This is a genomic window from Rhizobium sp. BR 249, from assembly GCF_047445895.1.
Taxonomy (GTDB): domain Bacteria; phylum Pseudomonadota; class Alphaproteobacteria; order Rhizobiales; family Rhizobiaceae; genus Rhizobium.
Genome location: NZ_JARWKX010000012.1, coordinates 89,024 through 105,521, shown reverse-complemented (window position 1 = coordinate 105,521; position 16,498 = coordinate 89,024). Strand labels below are relative to the sequence as shown.

Sequence of the window (16,498 nt, the reverse complement as noted above, 5' to 3'; positions counted from 1 at the left end):
TATCCTAGCCATGGCGGAACTTGCTCAATTGCTCGCATCCATCAAGCTGCCGGATCTTGCCGGCAAGGCCGTGCTGATTACCGGCGCCTCGACCGGGATCGGGGCGGCGCTTGCCCGCGCCTTTGCGGCTCAGGGGGCCAAGGTCGGCGTGCATTACAATGCCAGCCGCGAGCCGGCGGAGGCACTCGCCGAGGAGATCCGCGCTGCCGGCGGCACCGTGCATCTGATCCAGGGTGATGTGTCGAGGGAAGGCGAGACGGAGCGTGTCGTCGAGGAGACGGCGAAAACCTTCGGTCATCTCGACGGGCTCATCAACAATGCCGGCGGCATGCTGGGGCGCAAGCCGACTGCCGAATATACCGACGCGCATTATGCCGCGGTGATGGATCTCAATGCCCGCTCTGTGCTGGCGGCGACGCGGGCGGCCCATCCGTGGCTGAAGAAGCAGGGCGGCTTCATCATCAACACCACCTCGATCGCTGCCCGCAACGGCGGCGGCAATGGCGCGATCCTCTATGCGGCGTCGAAGGGTTTCGTCTCGACGATCACGCGCGGCCATGCCAAGGAATTCGTTGCCGACAGAATCCGCGTGAACGCCGTAGCCCCGGGTGTCATCGCCACGCCCTTCCATGAGCGTTATACCAATGACGAGCAGATGGAGCTGCAACGCAAGTCGATCCCGATGGGTTTCGTCGGCTCGTCGGAGGATTGCGTCGGCGCCTATCTCTTCCTCGCCTCGCCGACACTGTCGGGCTACATCACCGGTCAGATCATCGAGGTCAATGGCGGCCAGCTGATGCCGTAAGATCGTCCTCGGGGACGGGCGTCATGTCCTTTTGCCCCGGGGATGACGGAACTTTCGAAGCGCCTTCACGTTTCCTGCTTGATCAAGTCTTCAAGCGGGGCACCATGAGCTTCTCATTTTCGGAACTCGACTTCCTCAAACCGGAGCTCGGGGCGGAATATATTGGTTCAGGTACCCATTTCGCCGTTTTTTCGGCCCATGCGGAACAGATAGAACTTTGTCTCTTCTCGCCTGACGGGAAGGATGAGATTGCCCGTATGCCGCTGCCGAAGCGCGAGGGCGACATCTGGTCCGGCTATATCGCCGGCGTCGGCCCCGGCACGGTTTACGGCTATCGCGCCCATGGCCCCTATGATCCGGGAGCCGGCCATCGCTTCAATCCCAACAAGCTGCTGCTCGATCCCTATGCCAAGCAGGTAGCCGGTCAGCTCCAATGGGACAACGCGCTTTTCGGCTATCGGATCGGCGAGGATGACCTCTCCTTCGACGAGCGTGACAGCGCGCCCTTCATGGTCAAGAGCGTGGTGCAGGACCCGGATTTCGATTGGGCGGGGGAAGAGGCGATCCGCCGTCCCTGGCCCGACACCATCATCTACGAGGCGCATGTTCGCGGCCTGACGATGACGCATCCGAAAGTGCCGGACCGGCTGCGCGGTACCTTTCTCGGCATGTGCAGCGATCCGATCATAGATCATCTCGTGAAGCTCGGCGTGTCCGCGATAGAGCTTCTGCCGATCCAGTATTTCCTCGACGATCGTTATCTCTCGGAAATGAACCTCAGCAATTATTGGGGCTACCAGACGCTCGGTTTCTTCGCGCCGCAATCGCGCTACATGTCCAGCGACAAGATCACCGAAATCAAGACAATGGTGAAGAAGTTCCATGCCGCCGGCATCGAGGTGATCATGGACGTGGTCTACAATCACACGGCCGAGGGCAGCGAGAAAGGGCCGACGCTCTCCTTCCGCGGGCTCGACAATGCGAGCTATTACATCCTCTCTCCCGACGATCCGCGCCATACCTTCGATACGACGGGCACCGGCAATACGCTGAATGTCGCCAACCCGATGGTGATGCGCATGGTGCTCGACAGCCTGCGTTACTGGGTCGGCGTCATGCACATCGACGGCTTCCGCTTCGATCTCGCCAGCACGCTCGGGCGGCAGGATCTGGAGTTCGACCGTCAGGGGCTGTTCTTCGGCGCCATCCGCCAGGACCCGATGCTTGCCGGTGTCAAACTGATCGCCGAACCCTGGGATATCGGCGAGGGTGGTTATCAGGTCGGTGGTTTCCCGCACCCCTTCCGCGAGTGGAACGACAAGTTCCGCGACGATGTGCGCCGTTTCTGGAAGGGCGACGGCGGCATGGTGTCGGAGCTTGCGGCGCGCGTCACCGGTTCGGCGCTGCAATTCAACCATTCGGACCGGGGTGCGACCTCCTCGATCAATCTCCTGTCGGCCCATGACGGCTTCACGCTGATGGATACGGTTTCTTTCGACGGCAAGCACAATGAGGCGAACGGCGAGGACAACAGGGACGGCCATTCGGACAATCATTCCGACAATATGGGCGCCGAGGGTGCGACCGATAATGCCGATATCAACGCGGCCCGGGCGCGCCGCCGCCGCAACATGATGGCGACGCTGATGCTTTCCCAGGGCGTGCCGATGATCCTGGCCGGCGACGAACTCGGCAACAGCCAGGGCGGCAACAATAACGCCTATTGCCAGGACAACGAGATCGGCTGGACGGGCTGGGAAGGGCTGGACGATCCCTTCCTCGATTTCTGCCGGCAGGCCGTCGCCTTCCGCAAGGCCCATCCCGTCCTGCGGCAGGAGCGGTTCCTGACCGGCGAAACCAGCGACGACGGCCGCATCGAGATCGCCTGGTACAAGCCGGACGGCAGTTTCATGGATGACGGGGCCTGGAACGACGACGGATTGCAGGTGCTCGGCGTCTACCTCTCCAAGAGCGTGCATGCGCTCGACACCGAGACGATGGACGATCTCTTTCTCGTCTTCAACGCCGGCGGCGATTGCGCAGTCCACCTGCCCGAGGTGAACGGGCTGACGCAATGGTCGCGGGTTCTCGACACGGGAGCGGAGACCGGCGCCTTCGAGGTGCACGATCAGGACAACCCGGTCATCGTTTATACCCAGAGCGCGGCCGTCTTTGCGCCGACAGGGCAGACCCAGCCGCCGGAGGGCGCGACCAAGGCCCAGCGCCGCCGGTGGTTCCAGTTCGGCCGGCGCGGCAAATAGCAGGTTGCCCGAAGCATGAATGCCGAAGCGATCACCGATCTTGGCCTTGTCTATGTCAGCGATACCGAACCCGGCATCCGCCGGCGCAGGAAGGGCAAGGGCTTCAGCTATGTGATGCCAGACGGCACGACGCTTGCCGACGAATTGCAGCGGGCGCGCATCGGCGCGCTCGGCCTGCCGCCGGCCTATGAGAATGTCTGGATCTGTCTTTACGAGAATGGCCATCTGCAGGCGACGGGTTTCGATGCGCGCGGGCGCAAGCAATATCGCTATCACAAGGACTGGCAGTCCTTCCGCAGCGCCGGGAAATTCCACCAGCTGATCGAATTCGGCCGGGCGCTGCCGAAGATACGCCGCACAGTGCTGCGCCATCTCGACACCGGCGCGGAGGATATCAACGGCGTGCTTGCGGCTTTGACGACGCTGCTCGACGAGGCGCACTTGCGCGTCGGCAATCAGGCCTATGTCCGGGAAAACGGCACCTATGGCGCGACGACCCTGCTCAAGCGGCACCTGAAGATCGTCGACGGGCAGATCGAGCTGAAGTTTCGCGCCAAGGGCGGCAAGCGCGTCCAGCGCAGTCTCAGGCATCCCCGGCTGCAGAAGATCCTGGAGGAGATAGCGGATCTGCCCGGCCGTCAGCTTTTCGTCTGGAAGGACGAGAGCGGAGCGTTGAAACCGGTCGATTCCGGCCGGCTGAACGCTTACCTCGCCGAGATATCGGACATCCCCATTTCGGCGAAAACCTTCCGCACCTGGGCCGGCTCGCTGGCGGCTTTCGGTGCGGCGCGCGAAAAGATCATGGGAGGCGGCCGGCCGACGGTGAAGGAAATGTCGGAGGCCGCGGCCGAAGCGCTGCACAACACGCCGGCGATCTCGCGCTCGAGCTATATCCATCCCGCGATCATCGCGCTTGCCGGCAACGACCATTCGCTTCCCGAGGATGGCGGCGAGCCGTTGCGCGGCTTGCGCGCGGGGGAAAACAGGCTACTTGATTTCCTGACACGCGAGATCGAAGGATGAGCCCGAGCAATTCGCTAAAATCGGACGTATCGTTGACCCACCCCGACCGGCTCTACTGGCCGGACGAAGGCGTGACGAAGCAGGGGCTGGCGGATTATTACGCCGAGGTCTGGCGCTTCATGGCGCCTTATCTCGTCAATCGGCCCCTGGCGCTGCTGCGTCTGCCGGACGGGATCAAAAGCCATCAGCGTTTTTTCCAGAAACATGCCTGGAAGGGCATGAACGCCCATATCGAGGAGATCGCCGATCCCCAGGATGTTGACGGCGAAAAGCTGCTGCGTATTGCCGATTTCGACGGGCTCGTGGCGCTGGTGCAATCGGCCGTGCTGGAAATCCATCCCTGGGGCACGACGACCGGCCATTGGGAAAAACCCGATATGATCACCATGGACCTCGATCCCGGCGAGGATGTCGCCTGGGATGCGGTGATCGCGGCTGCGCTTGACGTGAAGGCGCGGCTGGAAGCACGCGGTCTTGCCGCCTTCGTCAAGACCTCGGGCGGCAAGGGGCTGCATGTGGTGACACCGCTTGCGCCGAAGGCCGGCTGGACCGAGGTGAAGGATTTCGCCCATTCGCTTGCCGAGAGCATGGCGACCGACGCGCCGGAGAAGTATCTGGCAACCGCGACGAAAGCAAAGCGCGGCGGACACATCTATATCGACTATCTCCGCAACGGCCGCGGCAACACGGCGGTCGCAGCCTATTCGACACGGGCGCGGCCGGGTGCCCCGGTTTCGATGCCGCTCGATTGGCGTGAATTGCATGACGTGACAGGTCCAACGGCTTTCACGCTCGCCAACGTGCCGCAGCGCCTGCAGACACGGCCATCGGACCCCTGGGGTGATTTCTTCGATGCGGCCGTGCCGCTGGATTGAACGGATCTCAAGTCATTCCGAACCATCGAGCTCGGGATAATGCCGGAAGATCCCTTCCTCGTTGAAGGCGAGGCGGCGAGGGGATGCGAGATAGCGGGCAATGTTCGGACGCTTCGCCACCGCACCATGCAGGGCGAGCAGGCCGGGATATTCCGCCCTGCGCTTCGCTATGGCCTTCGGAAAGGCATAGCTCAAGCCCTCGATCACCTGGAAGAGCGACAGGTCGACATAGGTGAGCGCGCCGCCGACCAGGTGGTTGGTTCCTTCGGGATTTTGCCGCAGCACGCGCTCGAAATAGCCGAGGAATTTCGGAATGCGCTCGCGGATGAAGGCGGCGGAGCGGGCTTTCGCCTCCTGCTTCTGGTCCTCGTAGTAGAGCGAGGTGTCGATCGGATGGTGCGTGTCGTGCACTTCGGCGACGAAATCGGTGACGGTGAGCTGCAGGCCGTTGGCGACGTAGCGAAGGCCTTCGTCTTCAGGTGTCAGGCCGAGCTTCGGGCCGAGATAGAAGAGGATGTTGGCGACGTGCGGGATGATGAGATCGCCGTCCTTCAGGAAAGGCGGCGCAAAGGGAATGTGCGGCTCGCTTTCGCTCTTCATGATCGCCAGCATCGCGCCGGTCCCGCGCCCCGGCTCGCGGGCGACGTCGATGTATTCGGCTCCGGCTTCCTCCAGCGCCAGCCGAACGAATTCGCCGCGGCCCTGAATGCCGTCCCAATAGTAAAGCTCGTATGCCATCTGCCCCTAACCTTTCGGCTTCCGACCGAAGTCTTTTCGCAGTTCGTCCTTGGCTTTTTCAAGGGTGCCGCGCTGCTTCTTCGTCAATTGCTCGCCGGCTCGGTTGATATAGAAGGTCAGCATCGACATTGCGGCGCGGAATGGGCTCGACTTGCGGCGATCGCTCTCCTCGGCGGAATGCTTGACCGAGCGGGCGATCTTCTTTGGATCGTCCGACTTGAATACGCCTTCCCTAAGGTCCATTGCGTTGCTGTGTTCGGTAACGTCCTGCGACCATTTCTTCTTCGATTTGGCCATGGCTGAATTCCTTTGCCGGATGCGTCCGGCGGGCTTTGCTAATGGTGGGTATGGTGTTCATGGCGCTTGCGCGTCGCGGCTGCCTTCTTGGCGGAAGCCGATTTCTCCTCCTTCGAGCGGGCGGCGGATGCAGCGCCGCCGATGCGGCCACCCTTTTCGGAGGATTCGTGCGTATCCTTCTTGCCGCGGCCGGAACCGGATTTGTTGCCGCCGCCGCTTTCCTTGTTGACGGTCGCCCAGGCCCGCCGTTCGGCTTCCGTCTCGGAAACGCCGCGCTCCTCGTAGCTCTCCTCGATGTGCTCGGCTTTGCGTTTCTGCTTGTCGGTATAGTCGGATTTGTCACCTCTCGGCATCGTCGCCTCCTCTGGTTTGCAAAGAGGTTGAACCGGCGGCGCTTCCAAAAGTTCCGGCCCTATCGGGCAAGCTCGGAGCTCTTCAACGGGCCGGGCGGGCGCCCAACACCATGGTCGATCCGGAGGACGCCGCAGTGAACTTTATTTTCGATAGAGTTTTTGCGACGCAGCGAAGGCGCGGCCAAGATCGAAGAGGGACGGTTGTGCCGGCGCGCGCGGATCGCGGAAAATCAATCCGACGAGATTGTCGACGACAAGGATGAAACCGAGCGCGAGACCGAGATAGAGCAAGGCCGCGATGAGCACGAGTGACATCTCCATCCCTTACATCCCGGCCTGAACGCGGTTGCTGGCTGTGAAGCCGGAATGGACTTCGGATTTATCGGGTGTGGAATCGACTTTTTGGGGAAGCCTCGAAACTTGCAGCGTCATCCGGCTTTTGTTCACCCCCGCATGGAATCCCCACCTCCGCAATTCAATAAGGCACAACTGATTCAGGCGTATGACACATGATATCGAAGGGCGCCGCAACGACGCCCCTCTTTCATTGCTGTGCTTGGTATTCCTGCTCTCAGGACGCCGTCTTGCGGCTCGCGGTCCGTTTCGGCGCCGGCGTCACGCCGCCGTTCGTCTTGGCGCTAACGACGGTGCGTTTTGCCCTGGGCTTTGCCACCTTGCCGTCGGAAGCTCTGGCCGAACCGTCAAGCGCATCGCGCTCGTGTCGTGCCTGTTCCCAATGGATGGAATCTCGCCCCGTTGGATGGCCCTCTTCTTCCCAGAGGGCGTATGCACGTTTTTTGATCCACTCTTCCCGAGTTTCTGCCATCGCTGATCTCCAGTCACATGATGCCGTCGTTCGAACGCGATACTGGGTGAGATGGTTCCAGAGGAGCGGGGCTGTTTCAAGCGAAATCGCGCCGCAACCGGAAATATTTCGCATTGCAGCATATCAGGGTTATGAAACGGCGTTTATCGCGGCCGAAACTCCGCCGCCTTGTGCAGATCTGAGACGAAATCCCGTCGCTGCCGGCGCCGGTCCTCCTCATCGCGGATGCGCAGGAGATAGGAGGGGTGGATGGTCACCAGCACGGGCGGATGGTTTGCCGGGTAGAGGATATGCCCGCGTTCCGGCGTCAGCTTCGCCTTCGGCCCGAGCAGCGCATAAAGCGCGGTCGCACCGAGCGCCACGACGAGTTTCGGCTTGATGATATTGAGCTCGGCCCCGAGCCACCAGGCGCAACGCCTGATCTCGCCGGCATTCGGCTTCGAATGCAGCCGCCGCTTGCCGCGCGGCGTGAACTTGAAGTGCTTGACCGCATTGGTGACGTAGCAGCGCGGGCGCTCGATGCCGGCTTCTTCGAGGCAGCGGTCGAGCAGGCGGCCGGCAGGGCCGACGAAAGGCCTGCCGGCCAGATCCTCCTGGTCGCCCGGCTGCTCGCCGACGAGGACGATCTCGGCCTTCCCCAGGCCTTCGCCGAAGACGATCTGCGTGGCATTTCTGTAGAGATCACAGCGGGTACAGCCTTCGGCCTGATGCCGGAGTTCGGCGATGCTTTCCGCATCCGCGACTTCGAGCGCCAAGGCGGGACCGACATTTGCGGCGATGTTCATGGTGCGATCCTCATCTCCTTGGGATCAATCGATCCGCACCGGGATTGTTCCCGCGGTGAAACAGGCGCAGGGGCGGCAAAATGATCACGGCGAAAAATTTCGCGTCATGAGAGAGCGGCGGCGCAATTGAACGCCGCCGTTTCCCAGCTATATTTGCCAGCGATGTTCTATCTCCTGTCGACCTACTGGCCGCATATCCTCTTTGTCGTTTCGATCGCCATGGGGGCCGCGGCGGCGATCCATGCCGCCATGACCAAGGAAGAGGTGCGCGCCGCGATCGGCTGGGTCGGCGTCATCATGCTTTCGCCGATCATCGGCGCGCTGCTCTACGCGATTGCCGGCATCAACCGCATTCGCCGGAAATCGCTGGGCATCCGCCGCGACGCGCTGCTGCGCGCGGCCGAGATCGACGAGCTGGAAACCTTCGATGCCGAGGCCGAGACGGTGATCAGCCAGTACGGCCGCCGCTTCGCGGCGTTGCAGACGCTCGGCGACCGGGTGACGCGCAATCCGCTGACCTCGGGCAATACGATAGACGTGCTGGAAACCGGCGACGAGGCCTATGCGGCGATGAAATCGGCCATCGACGAGGCGACGCGCGGCATCCTGCTCGAAACCTATATTTTCGACCGCGACGTCATCGGGCTTCGGATCGCCGACGCGCTGATTGCGGCCGTCAGGCGCGGCGTGGAGGTCCGGGTGCTGATCGACGCGGTCGGTGCGCGTTATTCGGTGCCGAGCATTCTCGGCTATCTCAAGGAGGGCGGCGTCACTGTCGCCGTTTTCAACGGCAACGTCATCATGGGCCTGAGGCTTCCCTATGCCAATCTGCGCACCCACCGCAAGATCCTGATCGTCGACGGCCGCATTGCGCTGACGGGCGGCATGAACATCCGGGCTGGGTTCAGCGAGGAGGCGACGGGTGAGACCTTCGCCCACGACACGCATTTCAGCGTCACCGGCCCTGTCGTTGCCGACCTCTTCGACCTTGCTGCCGAAGACTGGCGCTTCTCCACGCAGGAACTGTTGAACGGCGAGGCCTGGCGCATCGAGCCGCCGGAGCGCAACCCCGGCGATCCGATCCTGATGCGGGTCGTCGCCTCCGGGCCGGACCGCAGCCTCGAGACGAACCACAAGATGCTGACGGGCGCCTTTTCCGTGGCGCGCCAGTCGATCCGCATCATGTCGCCCTATTTCCTGCCGGACCGCGAGCTGATCGGCGCCCTGGTGACGGCGGCACGGCGCGGTGTCGAGGTCGATATCATCGTGCCTGCGGTCAACAACCTGCTGCTGGTCGACCGGGCGATGACGGCGCAATTCGACCAGATCCTCAAGAATTACTGCCGCATCTGGCGGTCGACCGGCAGCTTCAGCCATTCGAAGCTGCTGACGATCGACGGCACCTGGGCCTATGTCGGCTCATCCAATCTCGACCCGCGTTCGCTCAGGCTGAATTTCGAGGTCGATCTCGAAGTGCTGAACGAGGGTTTCGTCACCGAAATCGACGAGCACATCGAGGAAACCCTGAAATCGGCAACGCCGGTGACGCTCGACGGGCTGCGCGCGCGGCCCTTTCCGGTGCGGCTGCTCGAGAAGGTGCTGTGGCTGGGTTCGCCCTATCTCTGAGCGGATTTTTTGAGATCGGACATGGCAAGTTCCGTCGCCGGGCCTATACTCCCGGCAGAAGCGTTTTGATCAACGGGGGAACAAGTGCGCCGTCCGATGCACGCCAGAAAAGACAGTCTTCCCTCCAGCATTCTTGCCTCGATCAGGAACAGGAAAAAGCGGCTCGATCCCGCCTATACGGAGTCGAGGCCGCATAGCGCGGGAACGCTGATCGCTTCCTATAACGTGCACAAATGCGTCGGCACCGACCGGCGTTTCGATCCGGAGCGCACCAGCCGAGTGATCCATGAAATCGGCGCCGACGTGATCGCGCTGCAGGAGGCCGACACCCGCTTCGGCGAGCGCACGGGCATCCTTGATCTCGGCCGGCTGGAAAGGGAGACGGGGCTGATCCCGGTGCCGGTTGCCGGCATGGCGAAGGCGCATGGCTGGCACGGCAATGTCGTGCTGTTCAAGAAAGGGCTGGTGCATGACGTGCACCAGGTCAAGCTGCCGGGGCTGGAGCCGCGCGGCGCGCTCGTCGCCGAGATCGAGCTGGAGCAGGGCGGGGTGCTTCGCATCATCGCCGCGCATTTCGGCCTGCTGCGCCATAGCAGAGCCCAGCAGGCCCACACGCTGGTCGAACTCATAAAGGACAGGCACGAGATGCCGACCATCCTGCTCGGCGACCTCAACGAATGGCGGCTCGGCGACCGCTCTTCGCTCAACACCTTCCAATCCGCCTTCGGCCCGCTGCCGCCTGCCGTCCCGAGCTTTCCCGCCGGCCTGCCGCTTCTGGCGCTCGACCGCATCATCGCCAACCGCAAGGGGATCATCACCGAGGTGGAAGCGCACGACACGCCGCTGGCGCGCATTGCGTCCGATCATCTGCCGATCAAGGCGCTGGTCGATTTGAAACCGGTGGCCGGCTAACCTCGCTTGGAGCGGAAAAAACCCATGATACGGCGAAACCGCTGGGCCCACAGCTGCGGATCGACTGTTTCGGGCGAGGAAGGTGCGATCAGCCGCTCGAGCCGAGGCAAGAGAAAAGCAGCCCAATCGTCAAGATCGCCTTTGCTGAAATAAGGCAGCCAGACATCGGCGGGACCCTCCCACTGGCGTGAATTTGCTCGCGGGAGATCGCCGAGCTTCACCAATACGGTCCCGCCGTTATCCCCGACCACTTCAATCTCCGGATCAGGATCGGGCCTGGGCAGGCGCGCGATGATGTCCTCTTCCAGAGCTCTGCCAACCGCTCGATCCGCCTCGTTCAGCCGAAAAAGTACTCTGGTGTTGCCGGCGGAGCTGGAGCCCTCGGTCATGTTGATCGTAAATTTGGCGCCCATGAGGCTGTTCGAATATTGCGATACCTGCAGCCAACAAACCCTTCCGCCCCGGGCAAAGCTGCACTTGCCGGCCGTTTGCGATTCCCAGCCAAGCTCCTGAAATCGCGGAGCCAGCAGCGACCGCATATGCCGATGAAAATCTTTGCTTTTTACATAGTCGCGCATGCTTCAGAGCCTGTTCCCGGGGCTTATGTCAAGAGCATCTCATGGTGCTCGAAGGTACAATGGAGGCTTGTGTCGTCGCAAGCGTTTCTCAGGGCGAACCGTTGGCTACGGACGTTTCGGGGGACTGCCGCGGCATAGCCTTGTACCATCTCCGCTAATCAATTTTCGCTCCTGTCGCCAAGACGGCTTGACGATTTACCATCTTTGCGAAATGCTAAGATGTCAGACCAATTTCAAAGCCTGACTGCCTGATAAGAAAAATGGGGAACCATGAAGGCAAATCGTAGCGACAGGCCGGTGATCCGGCCGCTTCCCGTCATGGACCGGGCGCGTCAGGTGACCGATGCGTTGGCGGACTATGTCGAGCAGGCGAGGTTGCAGGCGGGGGAGCGTTTGCCGGCGGAGCGCGAGCTGATGGCGGCGCTTGCCGTCGGGCGTTCGACCATTCGCGAAGCGATCCGACATTTTCAGGCGCTCGGCGTCATCGAGACGCGCAAGGGCAGCGGCACCTATCTGCTGAAGCCGGTTTCCCGGGCGACGATCCATATGCCGCTGTCGTTCGACGCGGTGCATCTGCGCGACGCGCTGCTGCAGACGCTGGAGGTCCGCCGCGGCATCGAATGCGAGGCCGGCATGGTCGCGGCCCGGCGGCGCACCGAGAAGGATCTGGTCGTCATCGAGGAAAAGCTTGATGAAATGGAGCGGGTGCATTTGGAAAAAGGCACCTCCGGGCCGGAGGATCTCGCCTTCCACCTCGCCGTCTATGATGCCACCCACAATCCGCTGTTTCGCCAGCTTCTCGAACAGATGCGCGAGACCTTCGAGCGCTTCTGGGAGCACCCGTTCGACCGGCAGGATTTCGCCCGGCGGTCCTTTCCCTTTCACCGCACCCTTTTCAACGCGATCGCTGCCCGGGACCCGGAGGCGGCGCGCGCGGAAACATTGAAAATTCTCGACATCGTCGAAGAAGACATCAAGGAAATGTCCAAATGAGCAACGGCGCAGAACCGTTCGATCTTGCTTCCCTCATCACGGCGCACGACGAAGCTAACTTCGCCGAAGCCGTCGTGCCGCCGATCTTCCAGACCTCGCTTTTCACCTTTTCCGATTATGACGAGATGATTGCCGCCTATCGCGGCGAGAAGGTGCGCCCGATCTATACGCGCGGGCTGAACCCGACGGTGCGCGCTTTCGAGGAAATGCTGGCGAAGCTCGAAGGTGCTGAGGACGCGCTCGGCTTTGCGAGCGGCATGGCCGCGATCTCTTCGGCCGTGCTGAGCTTCGTCGAGCCCGGTGACCGTATCGTCGCCGTCAAGCACGTCTATCCCGATGCCTTCCGCCTGTTCGGCACCATCCTGAAGCGGATGAAGATCGAAGTGACCTATGTCGACGGTCGCGACGAGGAGGCGGTCGCCAGGGCGCTGCCCGGCGCCAAGGTCCTGTACCTGGAAAGCCCGACGAGCTGGGTGATGGAAGCCCATGACGTCGGCGCGCTCGCGGCACTCGCCAGGCATCACGGCGCCGTCTCGATGATCGACAACAGCTGGGCGAGCCCGTTCTTCCAGCGGCCGCTGACGCTCGGCGTCGATCTCGTCATCCATTCGGCCTCGAAATATCTCGGCGGCCACAGCGATGTGGTGGCGGGCGTCGTTGCCGGCTCGAAGGAGATGATCGCGCGCATCAAGGCCGAGGCCTATCCCTATCTCGGCGGCAAGCTTTCGCCGTTCGACGCCTGGCTGCTGATCCGCGGCCTGCGCACGCTGCCGCTGCGCATGAAGGCGCATGAGGCCTCCGCGCTTGAAATCGCCAGGCGCCTGCAGCGGCTCGAGGTGGTGGAGACGGTCTGCCATCCGGGGCTCGCCAACCGGTTGCCGGCCGGGCTCAACGGCACTTCGGGCCTGTTTTCCTTCATCTTCCGCGAGGGCGTCGATATCCGCGCCTTCGCCGACCATCTCAAGCTTTTCAAACTGGGTGTAAGCTGGGGTGGGCATGAAAGCCTGATCGTACCGGGCGAGGTGGTGCTTCAGCAGAAAGCGCAGCCGAATTCCGCGCATGCCTTTGGCATTCATGCGCGATCCGTACGCCTCCATGTCGGCCTCGAAGGAACCGAGGCGCTGTGGAGGGACATCGAGGAGGCGCTCGCCGCCGCCTCACGATCCTGAAACCCGAGAGAAACCGAAAAGGGGGAACTGAGCATGAAAAAACTAATAATCTCGACGCTCTTTGCTTCAATGATGGCAGGTACGGCTTTTGCCGATACGACATTGAAGCTTGTCGAAGTCATCACCAGCCCGGAGCGCACGGAAACGCTGAAGTCGATCGTCGGCAAGTTCGAGGCCGCCAATCCCGGCACCAAGGTCGAAATCATTTCACTGCCCTGGAACGAAGCCTTCCAGAAGTTCGCGACCATGGTATCGGCCGGCGACGTGCCCGATGTGATGGAGATGCCCGATACCTGGCTGTCGCTCTATGCCAATAACGGCATGCTCGAAAGCCTGGAGCCCTATCTCGAAAAATGGGAACACACCAAGGAGCTGACGCCGCGCGCGCTCGAACTCGGTCGCGACGTCAAGGACACCGCCTATATGCTGCCTTACGGCTTCTATTTGAGGGCGATGTTCTACAACAAGAAACTGCTTGCCGAGGCCGGCGTCGACGCGCCGCCGAAGACGCTGGAGGAATTCACCGCCGCGTCGGAAAAAGTCTCCAAGCTGCCGGGTAAATACGGCTACTGCATGCGCGGCGGACCGGGCGGGCTGAACGGCTGGATGATCTTTGCCGCCTCCATGGCAGGCGACAACACGTACTTCAAGGAAGACGGCACCTCGACCATGAACAGCGAAGGCTGGGCAAAGGGCATCGAGTGGATGGTCGATCTCTACAAGAAGGGCTATGCGCCGAAAGACAGCGTCAACTGGGGGTTCAACGAAGTCGTCGCCGGCTTCTATTCCGGCACCTGCGCTTTCCTCGACCAAGATCCGGATGCGCTGATCGCCATCGCCGAGCGCATGAAGAAGGAGGATTTCGGTGTCGCGCCGCTGCCGAAGGGGCCTGACGGCAAGTCCTTCCCGACCATCGGCTATGGCGGCTGGTCGATGTTCACGACGAGCGAGAACAAGGATCTCTCCTGGAAGCTGATCGCCACGCTCGAAGGGCCGGAAGGCAATATCGAGTGGAACAAGCGCATCGGCGCTTTGCCGGCCTATACCGCGGCCGAGAAGGATCCCTTCTATGCCGGTGACCAGTTCAAGGGCTGGTTCGAGGAACTGGCGGACCCGAACACGGTGCCGACGGTCATGCCGACCTATCTCGAGGAATTCGCCTTCTTCAAGGATTCGCTGGCGATCAAGACCTCGCAGCAGGCCCTGCTCGGCGATATCTCCGCGAAGGATCTGGCCGACCAGTGGGCGGAATATCTGACCAAGGCGCAGCAGAAGTTTCTGAGCAAGAAGTAGAGATAGAGGGCTTTGAGATTGAAGCCCCCTCATCCGCCTGCCGGCACCTTCTCCCCGCTGGGGAGAAGGGAAATGCCGCAACGTCTCCGTTCCCTTCTCCCCAGCGGGGAGAAGGTGGCCCGTAGGGTCGGATGAGGGGGCCGCACGCGCATTCGAAGCTTGATCTACACATTATGGAAACCGCAATCCGATGACCATTTCCGCCGATACGCTCGACATGCGTCGCGACCGCAGGCCATGGCTGCGGCGCCTTGCCGATGCCTCGGAGCCCTATCTCTACAGTGCGCCGTCGCTGATCCTGATCATCGCGGTGATGCTGGTGCCGCTGACATTGGGCGTTTCCTACGCCTTCCGCGACATCCAGTTGCTCAATCCGTTCTCCGGCGGCTTCATCGGGCTCGATCATTTCCGCGAGCTTGCGAGTGACGCGGCCTTCTACGGTGCGCTGAGGAACACGCTCTGGTGGACGGGCGCCTCCGTCGTGCTGCAATTCGTCTTCGGGCTCATCCTGGCGCTGCTGCTCGACAAGCCGTTCCCGGGCCGGGCGATCGCGCAGGCGCTGGTCTTCCTGCCTTGGGCCGTGCCGTCCTTCCTCGCCGGCCTCAACTGGGCCTGGCTGTTCAATCCTGTCATCGGACCGATCCCGCACTGGCTCTTCGCGCTCGGGCTGATGCATGAGCCGGGCAATATTCTTTCCGATCCCAATTATGCGATGTGGGGACCGATCATCGCCAATGTCTGGTGGGGCATTCCGTTCTTCGCCATCACGCTGCTTGCCGCCCTGCAGGCGATCCCGCGCGATCTCTACGAGGCCGCCTCGATCGACGGCGCCGGCTGGTTCCAGCGTTTCCGCTCGATCACCCTGCCGTTTCTGGCGCCGACGATCGCCATCACCGTGCTTTTGCGCACCGTCTGGATCTCCAACTTCGCCGATCTCATCGTCGTCATGACCAATGGCGGGCCGGCGGACCGGACGCAGATCGTCGCGAGCTACATCTTCACGACGGCCTTCAAACGGCTCGATTTCGGTTATGCCTCGGCGATCGCGCTGGTGCTGCTGGCGCTGCTGCTCGCCTATTCGATGCTGATCATCCTGCTGCGGCAGACGCTGCTGAACAAGGATTGAGACCATGAGACGATCCGTCCTTCCCACGATAGCGCACCGCCTGGCGATCCTCGGCTATATCGCTTTCGCGCTCTTCCCGCTGTTCTGGCTGCTCAAGGTCTCGGTGACGCCGAACGACCTGCTCTATACCGAAGGCGTGCGCATGTGGCCGTCGCGCACGAGCTGGGATCATTATGCCTTCGTGCTGCAGCACAGCGCCTTTCCCACCTTCTTCAAGAACAGCCTGATCGTCTCGGCCTCGACGGCGGTGACGGTGACGATCTGCGCCTCGCTCTCCGGCTATGCGCTGTCGCGCTTCAATTTCCGGGCGAAATACTGGATTGTCGCCCTGATGCTGCTGACCCAGATGTTCCCGCTCGTCATGCTGGTCGCGCCGATCTTCAAGATCCTGTCGCCCTTGCATCTGACGAACAGCCTGACCGGGCTAGTCATCGTCTACACCGCCTTTAACGTGCCCTTTGCCACCTTCCTGATGCAGTCCTTCTTCGACGGCATTCCTAAGGATCTCGAAGAGGCGGCGATGATCGACGGGGCGACGCAGTTCACCGCGTTTCGCCAGATCATCCTGCCGCTGACGCTGCCGGGGATTGCCGCGACGCTCGGCTTCGTCTTCACCGCCGCCTGGAGCGAGCTGCTCTTCGCGCTGATGCTGATCAACGGCAATGACGCGGCAACTTTCCCGGTCGGGCTTCTCACCTTCGTTTCGAAGTTCTCGGTGGATTTCGGGCAGATGATGGCGGCGGGCGTCATGGCGCTCATTCCGGCCGGCCTCTTCTTCCTGCTCATCCAGCGTTATCTCGTCCAGGGCCTGACGGCCGGCGCGGTCAAGGGTTAAACA

At 62.1% G+C, this 16,498-nt stretch carries 18 protein-coding genes; 11 read left to right on the top strand and 7 right to left on the bottom strand.

All coding sequences use genetic code 11. The features are described 5' to 3' along the window. Positions 1-10 precede the first annotated feature (10 nt). The 4 genes from QD408_RS13575 to ligD all read left to right on the top strand — a co-directional run bounded on the left by QD408_RS13575 (position 11) and on the right by ligD (position 4,964). Entirely contained in the window at positions 11-805 is a 795-nt protein-coding gene (locus QD408_RS13575) for an SDR family NAD(P)-dependent oxidoreductase (RefSeq protein WP_414139651.1), read from the top strand. A gap of 104 nt (positions 806-909) precedes the next feature. Continuing rightward, entirely contained in the window at positions 910-3,066 is a 2,157-nt protein-coding gene (gene glgX / locus QD408_RS13570) for a glycogen debranching protein GlgX (protein WP_414139650.1), read from the top strand. 15 nt (positions 3,067-3,081) lie between these two features. Then, positions 3,082-4,089 (top strand): DNA topoisomerase IB, encoded by a 1,008-nt coding sequence (locus QD408_RS13565; protein ID WP_414139649.1) that lies wholly within the window; start codon positions 3,082-3,084, stop codon positions 4,087-4,089. Continuing rightward, the gene (gene ligD, locus QD408_RS13560) at positions 4,086-4,964 is read left to right on the top strand and encodes a non-homologous end-joining DNA ligase (protein ID WP_414139648.1); all 879 of its coding nucleotides are present in this window, start codon (positions 4,086-4,088) and stop codon (positions 4,962-4,964) included. The genes QD408_RS13565 and ligD overlap by 4 nt, the downstream gene beginning before the upstream one ends. Positions 4,965-4,976: 12 nt before the next feature. Here the strand turns inward: ligD and QD408_RS13555 are convergent, their stop codons facing one another. The 6 genes from QD408_RS13555 to QD408_RS13530 form a co-directional block, all read right to left on the bottom strand. Beyond that, positions 4,977-5,702 carry a glutathione S-transferase gene (locus tag QD408_RS13555; RefSeq protein ID WP_414139647.1) on the bottom strand — a complete coding sequence of 242 codons (726 nt, stop codon included), beginning with the start codon at positions 5,700-5,702 and terminating at the stop codon, positions 4,977-4,979. 6 nt (positions 5,703-5,708) lie between these two features. Then, complete coding sequence (locus QD408_RS13550; RefSeq protein WP_088683751.1) at positions 5,709-5,999, bottom strand: DUF3175 domain-containing protein; 291 nt, start codon at positions 5,997-5,999, stop codon at positions 5,709-5,711. A gap of 38 nt (positions 6,000-6,037) precedes the next feature. Then, entirely contained in the window at positions 6,038-6,352 is a 315-nt protein-coding gene (locus tag QD408_RS13545; RefSeq protein ID WP_414139646.1) for a plasmid stabilization protein, read from the bottom strand. Positions 6,353-6,493: 141 nt separating this feature from the next. Continuing rightward, entirely contained in the window at positions 6,494-6,673 is a 180-nt protein-coding gene (locus QD408_RS13540) for a hypothetical protein (protein ID WP_088683749.1), read from the bottom strand. 250 nt (positions 6,674-6,923) lie between these two features. Beyond that, positions 6,924-7,178, bottom strand: a complete 255-nt coding sequence (locus QD408_RS13535) for a DUF2934 domain-containing protein (RefSeq protein WP_414139688.1) — start codon at positions 7,176-7,178, stop codon at positions 6,924-6,926. A 143-nt stretch (positions 7,179-7,321) separates the two neighbouring features. Beyond that, positions 7,322-7,963 (bottom strand): UdgX family uracil-DNA binding protein, encoded by a 642-nt coding sequence (locus QD408_RS13530; protein ID WP_414139645.1) that lies wholly within the window; start codon positions 7,961-7,963, stop codon positions 7,322-7,324. A 162-nt stretch (positions 7,964-8,125) separates the two neighbouring features. Between QD408_RS13530 and QD408_RS13525 the strand changes: the two genes are divergently transcribed. Both QD408_RS13525 and QD408_RS13520 read left to right on the top strand, forming a co-directional pair. Next, positions 8,126-9,589 (top strand): phospholipase D-like domain-containing protein, encoded by a 1,464-nt coding sequence (locus QD408_RS13525; protein ID WP_088683746.1) that lies wholly within the window; start codon positions 8,126-8,128, stop codon positions 9,587-9,589. A gap of 96 nt (positions 9,590-9,685) precedes the next feature. Next, positions 9,686-10,501 (top strand): endonuclease/exonuclease/phosphatase family protein, encoded by an 816-nt coding sequence (locus tag QD408_RS13520; RefSeq protein WP_088683745.1) that lies wholly within the window; start codon positions 9,686-9,688, stop codon positions 10,499-10,501. Here the strand turns inward: QD408_RS13520 and QD408_RS13515 are convergent. After that, the gene (locus tag QD408_RS13515; protein WP_414139644.1) at positions 10,498-11,079 is read right to left on the bottom strand and encodes a hypothetical protein; all 582 of its coding nucleotides are present in this window, start codon (positions 11,077-11,079) and stop codon (positions 10,498-10,500) included. The genes QD408_RS13520 and QD408_RS13515 overlap by 4 nt on opposite strands. A gap of 270 nt (positions 11,080-11,349) precedes the next feature. Between QD408_RS13515 and QD408_RS13510 the strand changes: the two genes are divergently transcribed. The 5 genes from QD408_RS13510 to QD408_RS13490 all read left to right on the top strand — a co-directional run bounded on the left by QD408_RS13510 (position 11,350) and on the right by QD408_RS13490 (position 16,495). Further along, positions 11,350-12,072, top strand: coding sequence for a FadR/GntR family transcriptional regulator (locus QD408_RS13510; protein WP_088683743.1), 723 nt, complete (start codon positions 11,350-11,352; stop codon positions 12,070-12,072). Next, the gene (locus tag QD408_RS13505; protein ID WP_414139643.1) at positions 12,069-13,241 is read left to right on the top strand and encodes a PLP-dependent transferase; all 1,173 of its coding nucleotides are present in this window, start codon (positions 12,069-12,071) and stop codon (positions 13,239-13,241) included. Before QD408_RS13510 ends, QD408_RS13505 begins: the two co-directional genes overlap by 4 nt. Positions 13,242-13,274: 33 nt before the next feature. After that, complete coding sequence (locus tag QD408_RS13500; protein WP_414139642.1) at positions 13,275-14,534, top strand: ABC transporter substrate-binding protein; 1,260 nt, start codon at positions 13,275-13,277, stop codon at positions 14,532-14,534. A 190-nt stretch (positions 14,535-14,724) separates the two neighbouring features. Beyond that, a complete protein-coding gene (locus QD408_RS13495) occupies positions 14,725-15,660 on the top strand; it encodes a carbohydrate ABC transporter permease (RefSeq protein WP_088683740.1) in 936 nt (311 codons plus the stop codon). 4 nt (positions 15,661-15,664) lie between these two features. Further along, positions 15,665-16,495, top strand: coding sequence for a carbohydrate ABC transporter permease (locus QD408_RS13490; protein ID WP_414139641.1), 831 nt, complete (start codon positions 15,665-15,667; stop codon positions 16,493-16,495). The last annotated feature ends 3 nt before the right edge of the window (positions 16,496-16,498 follow it).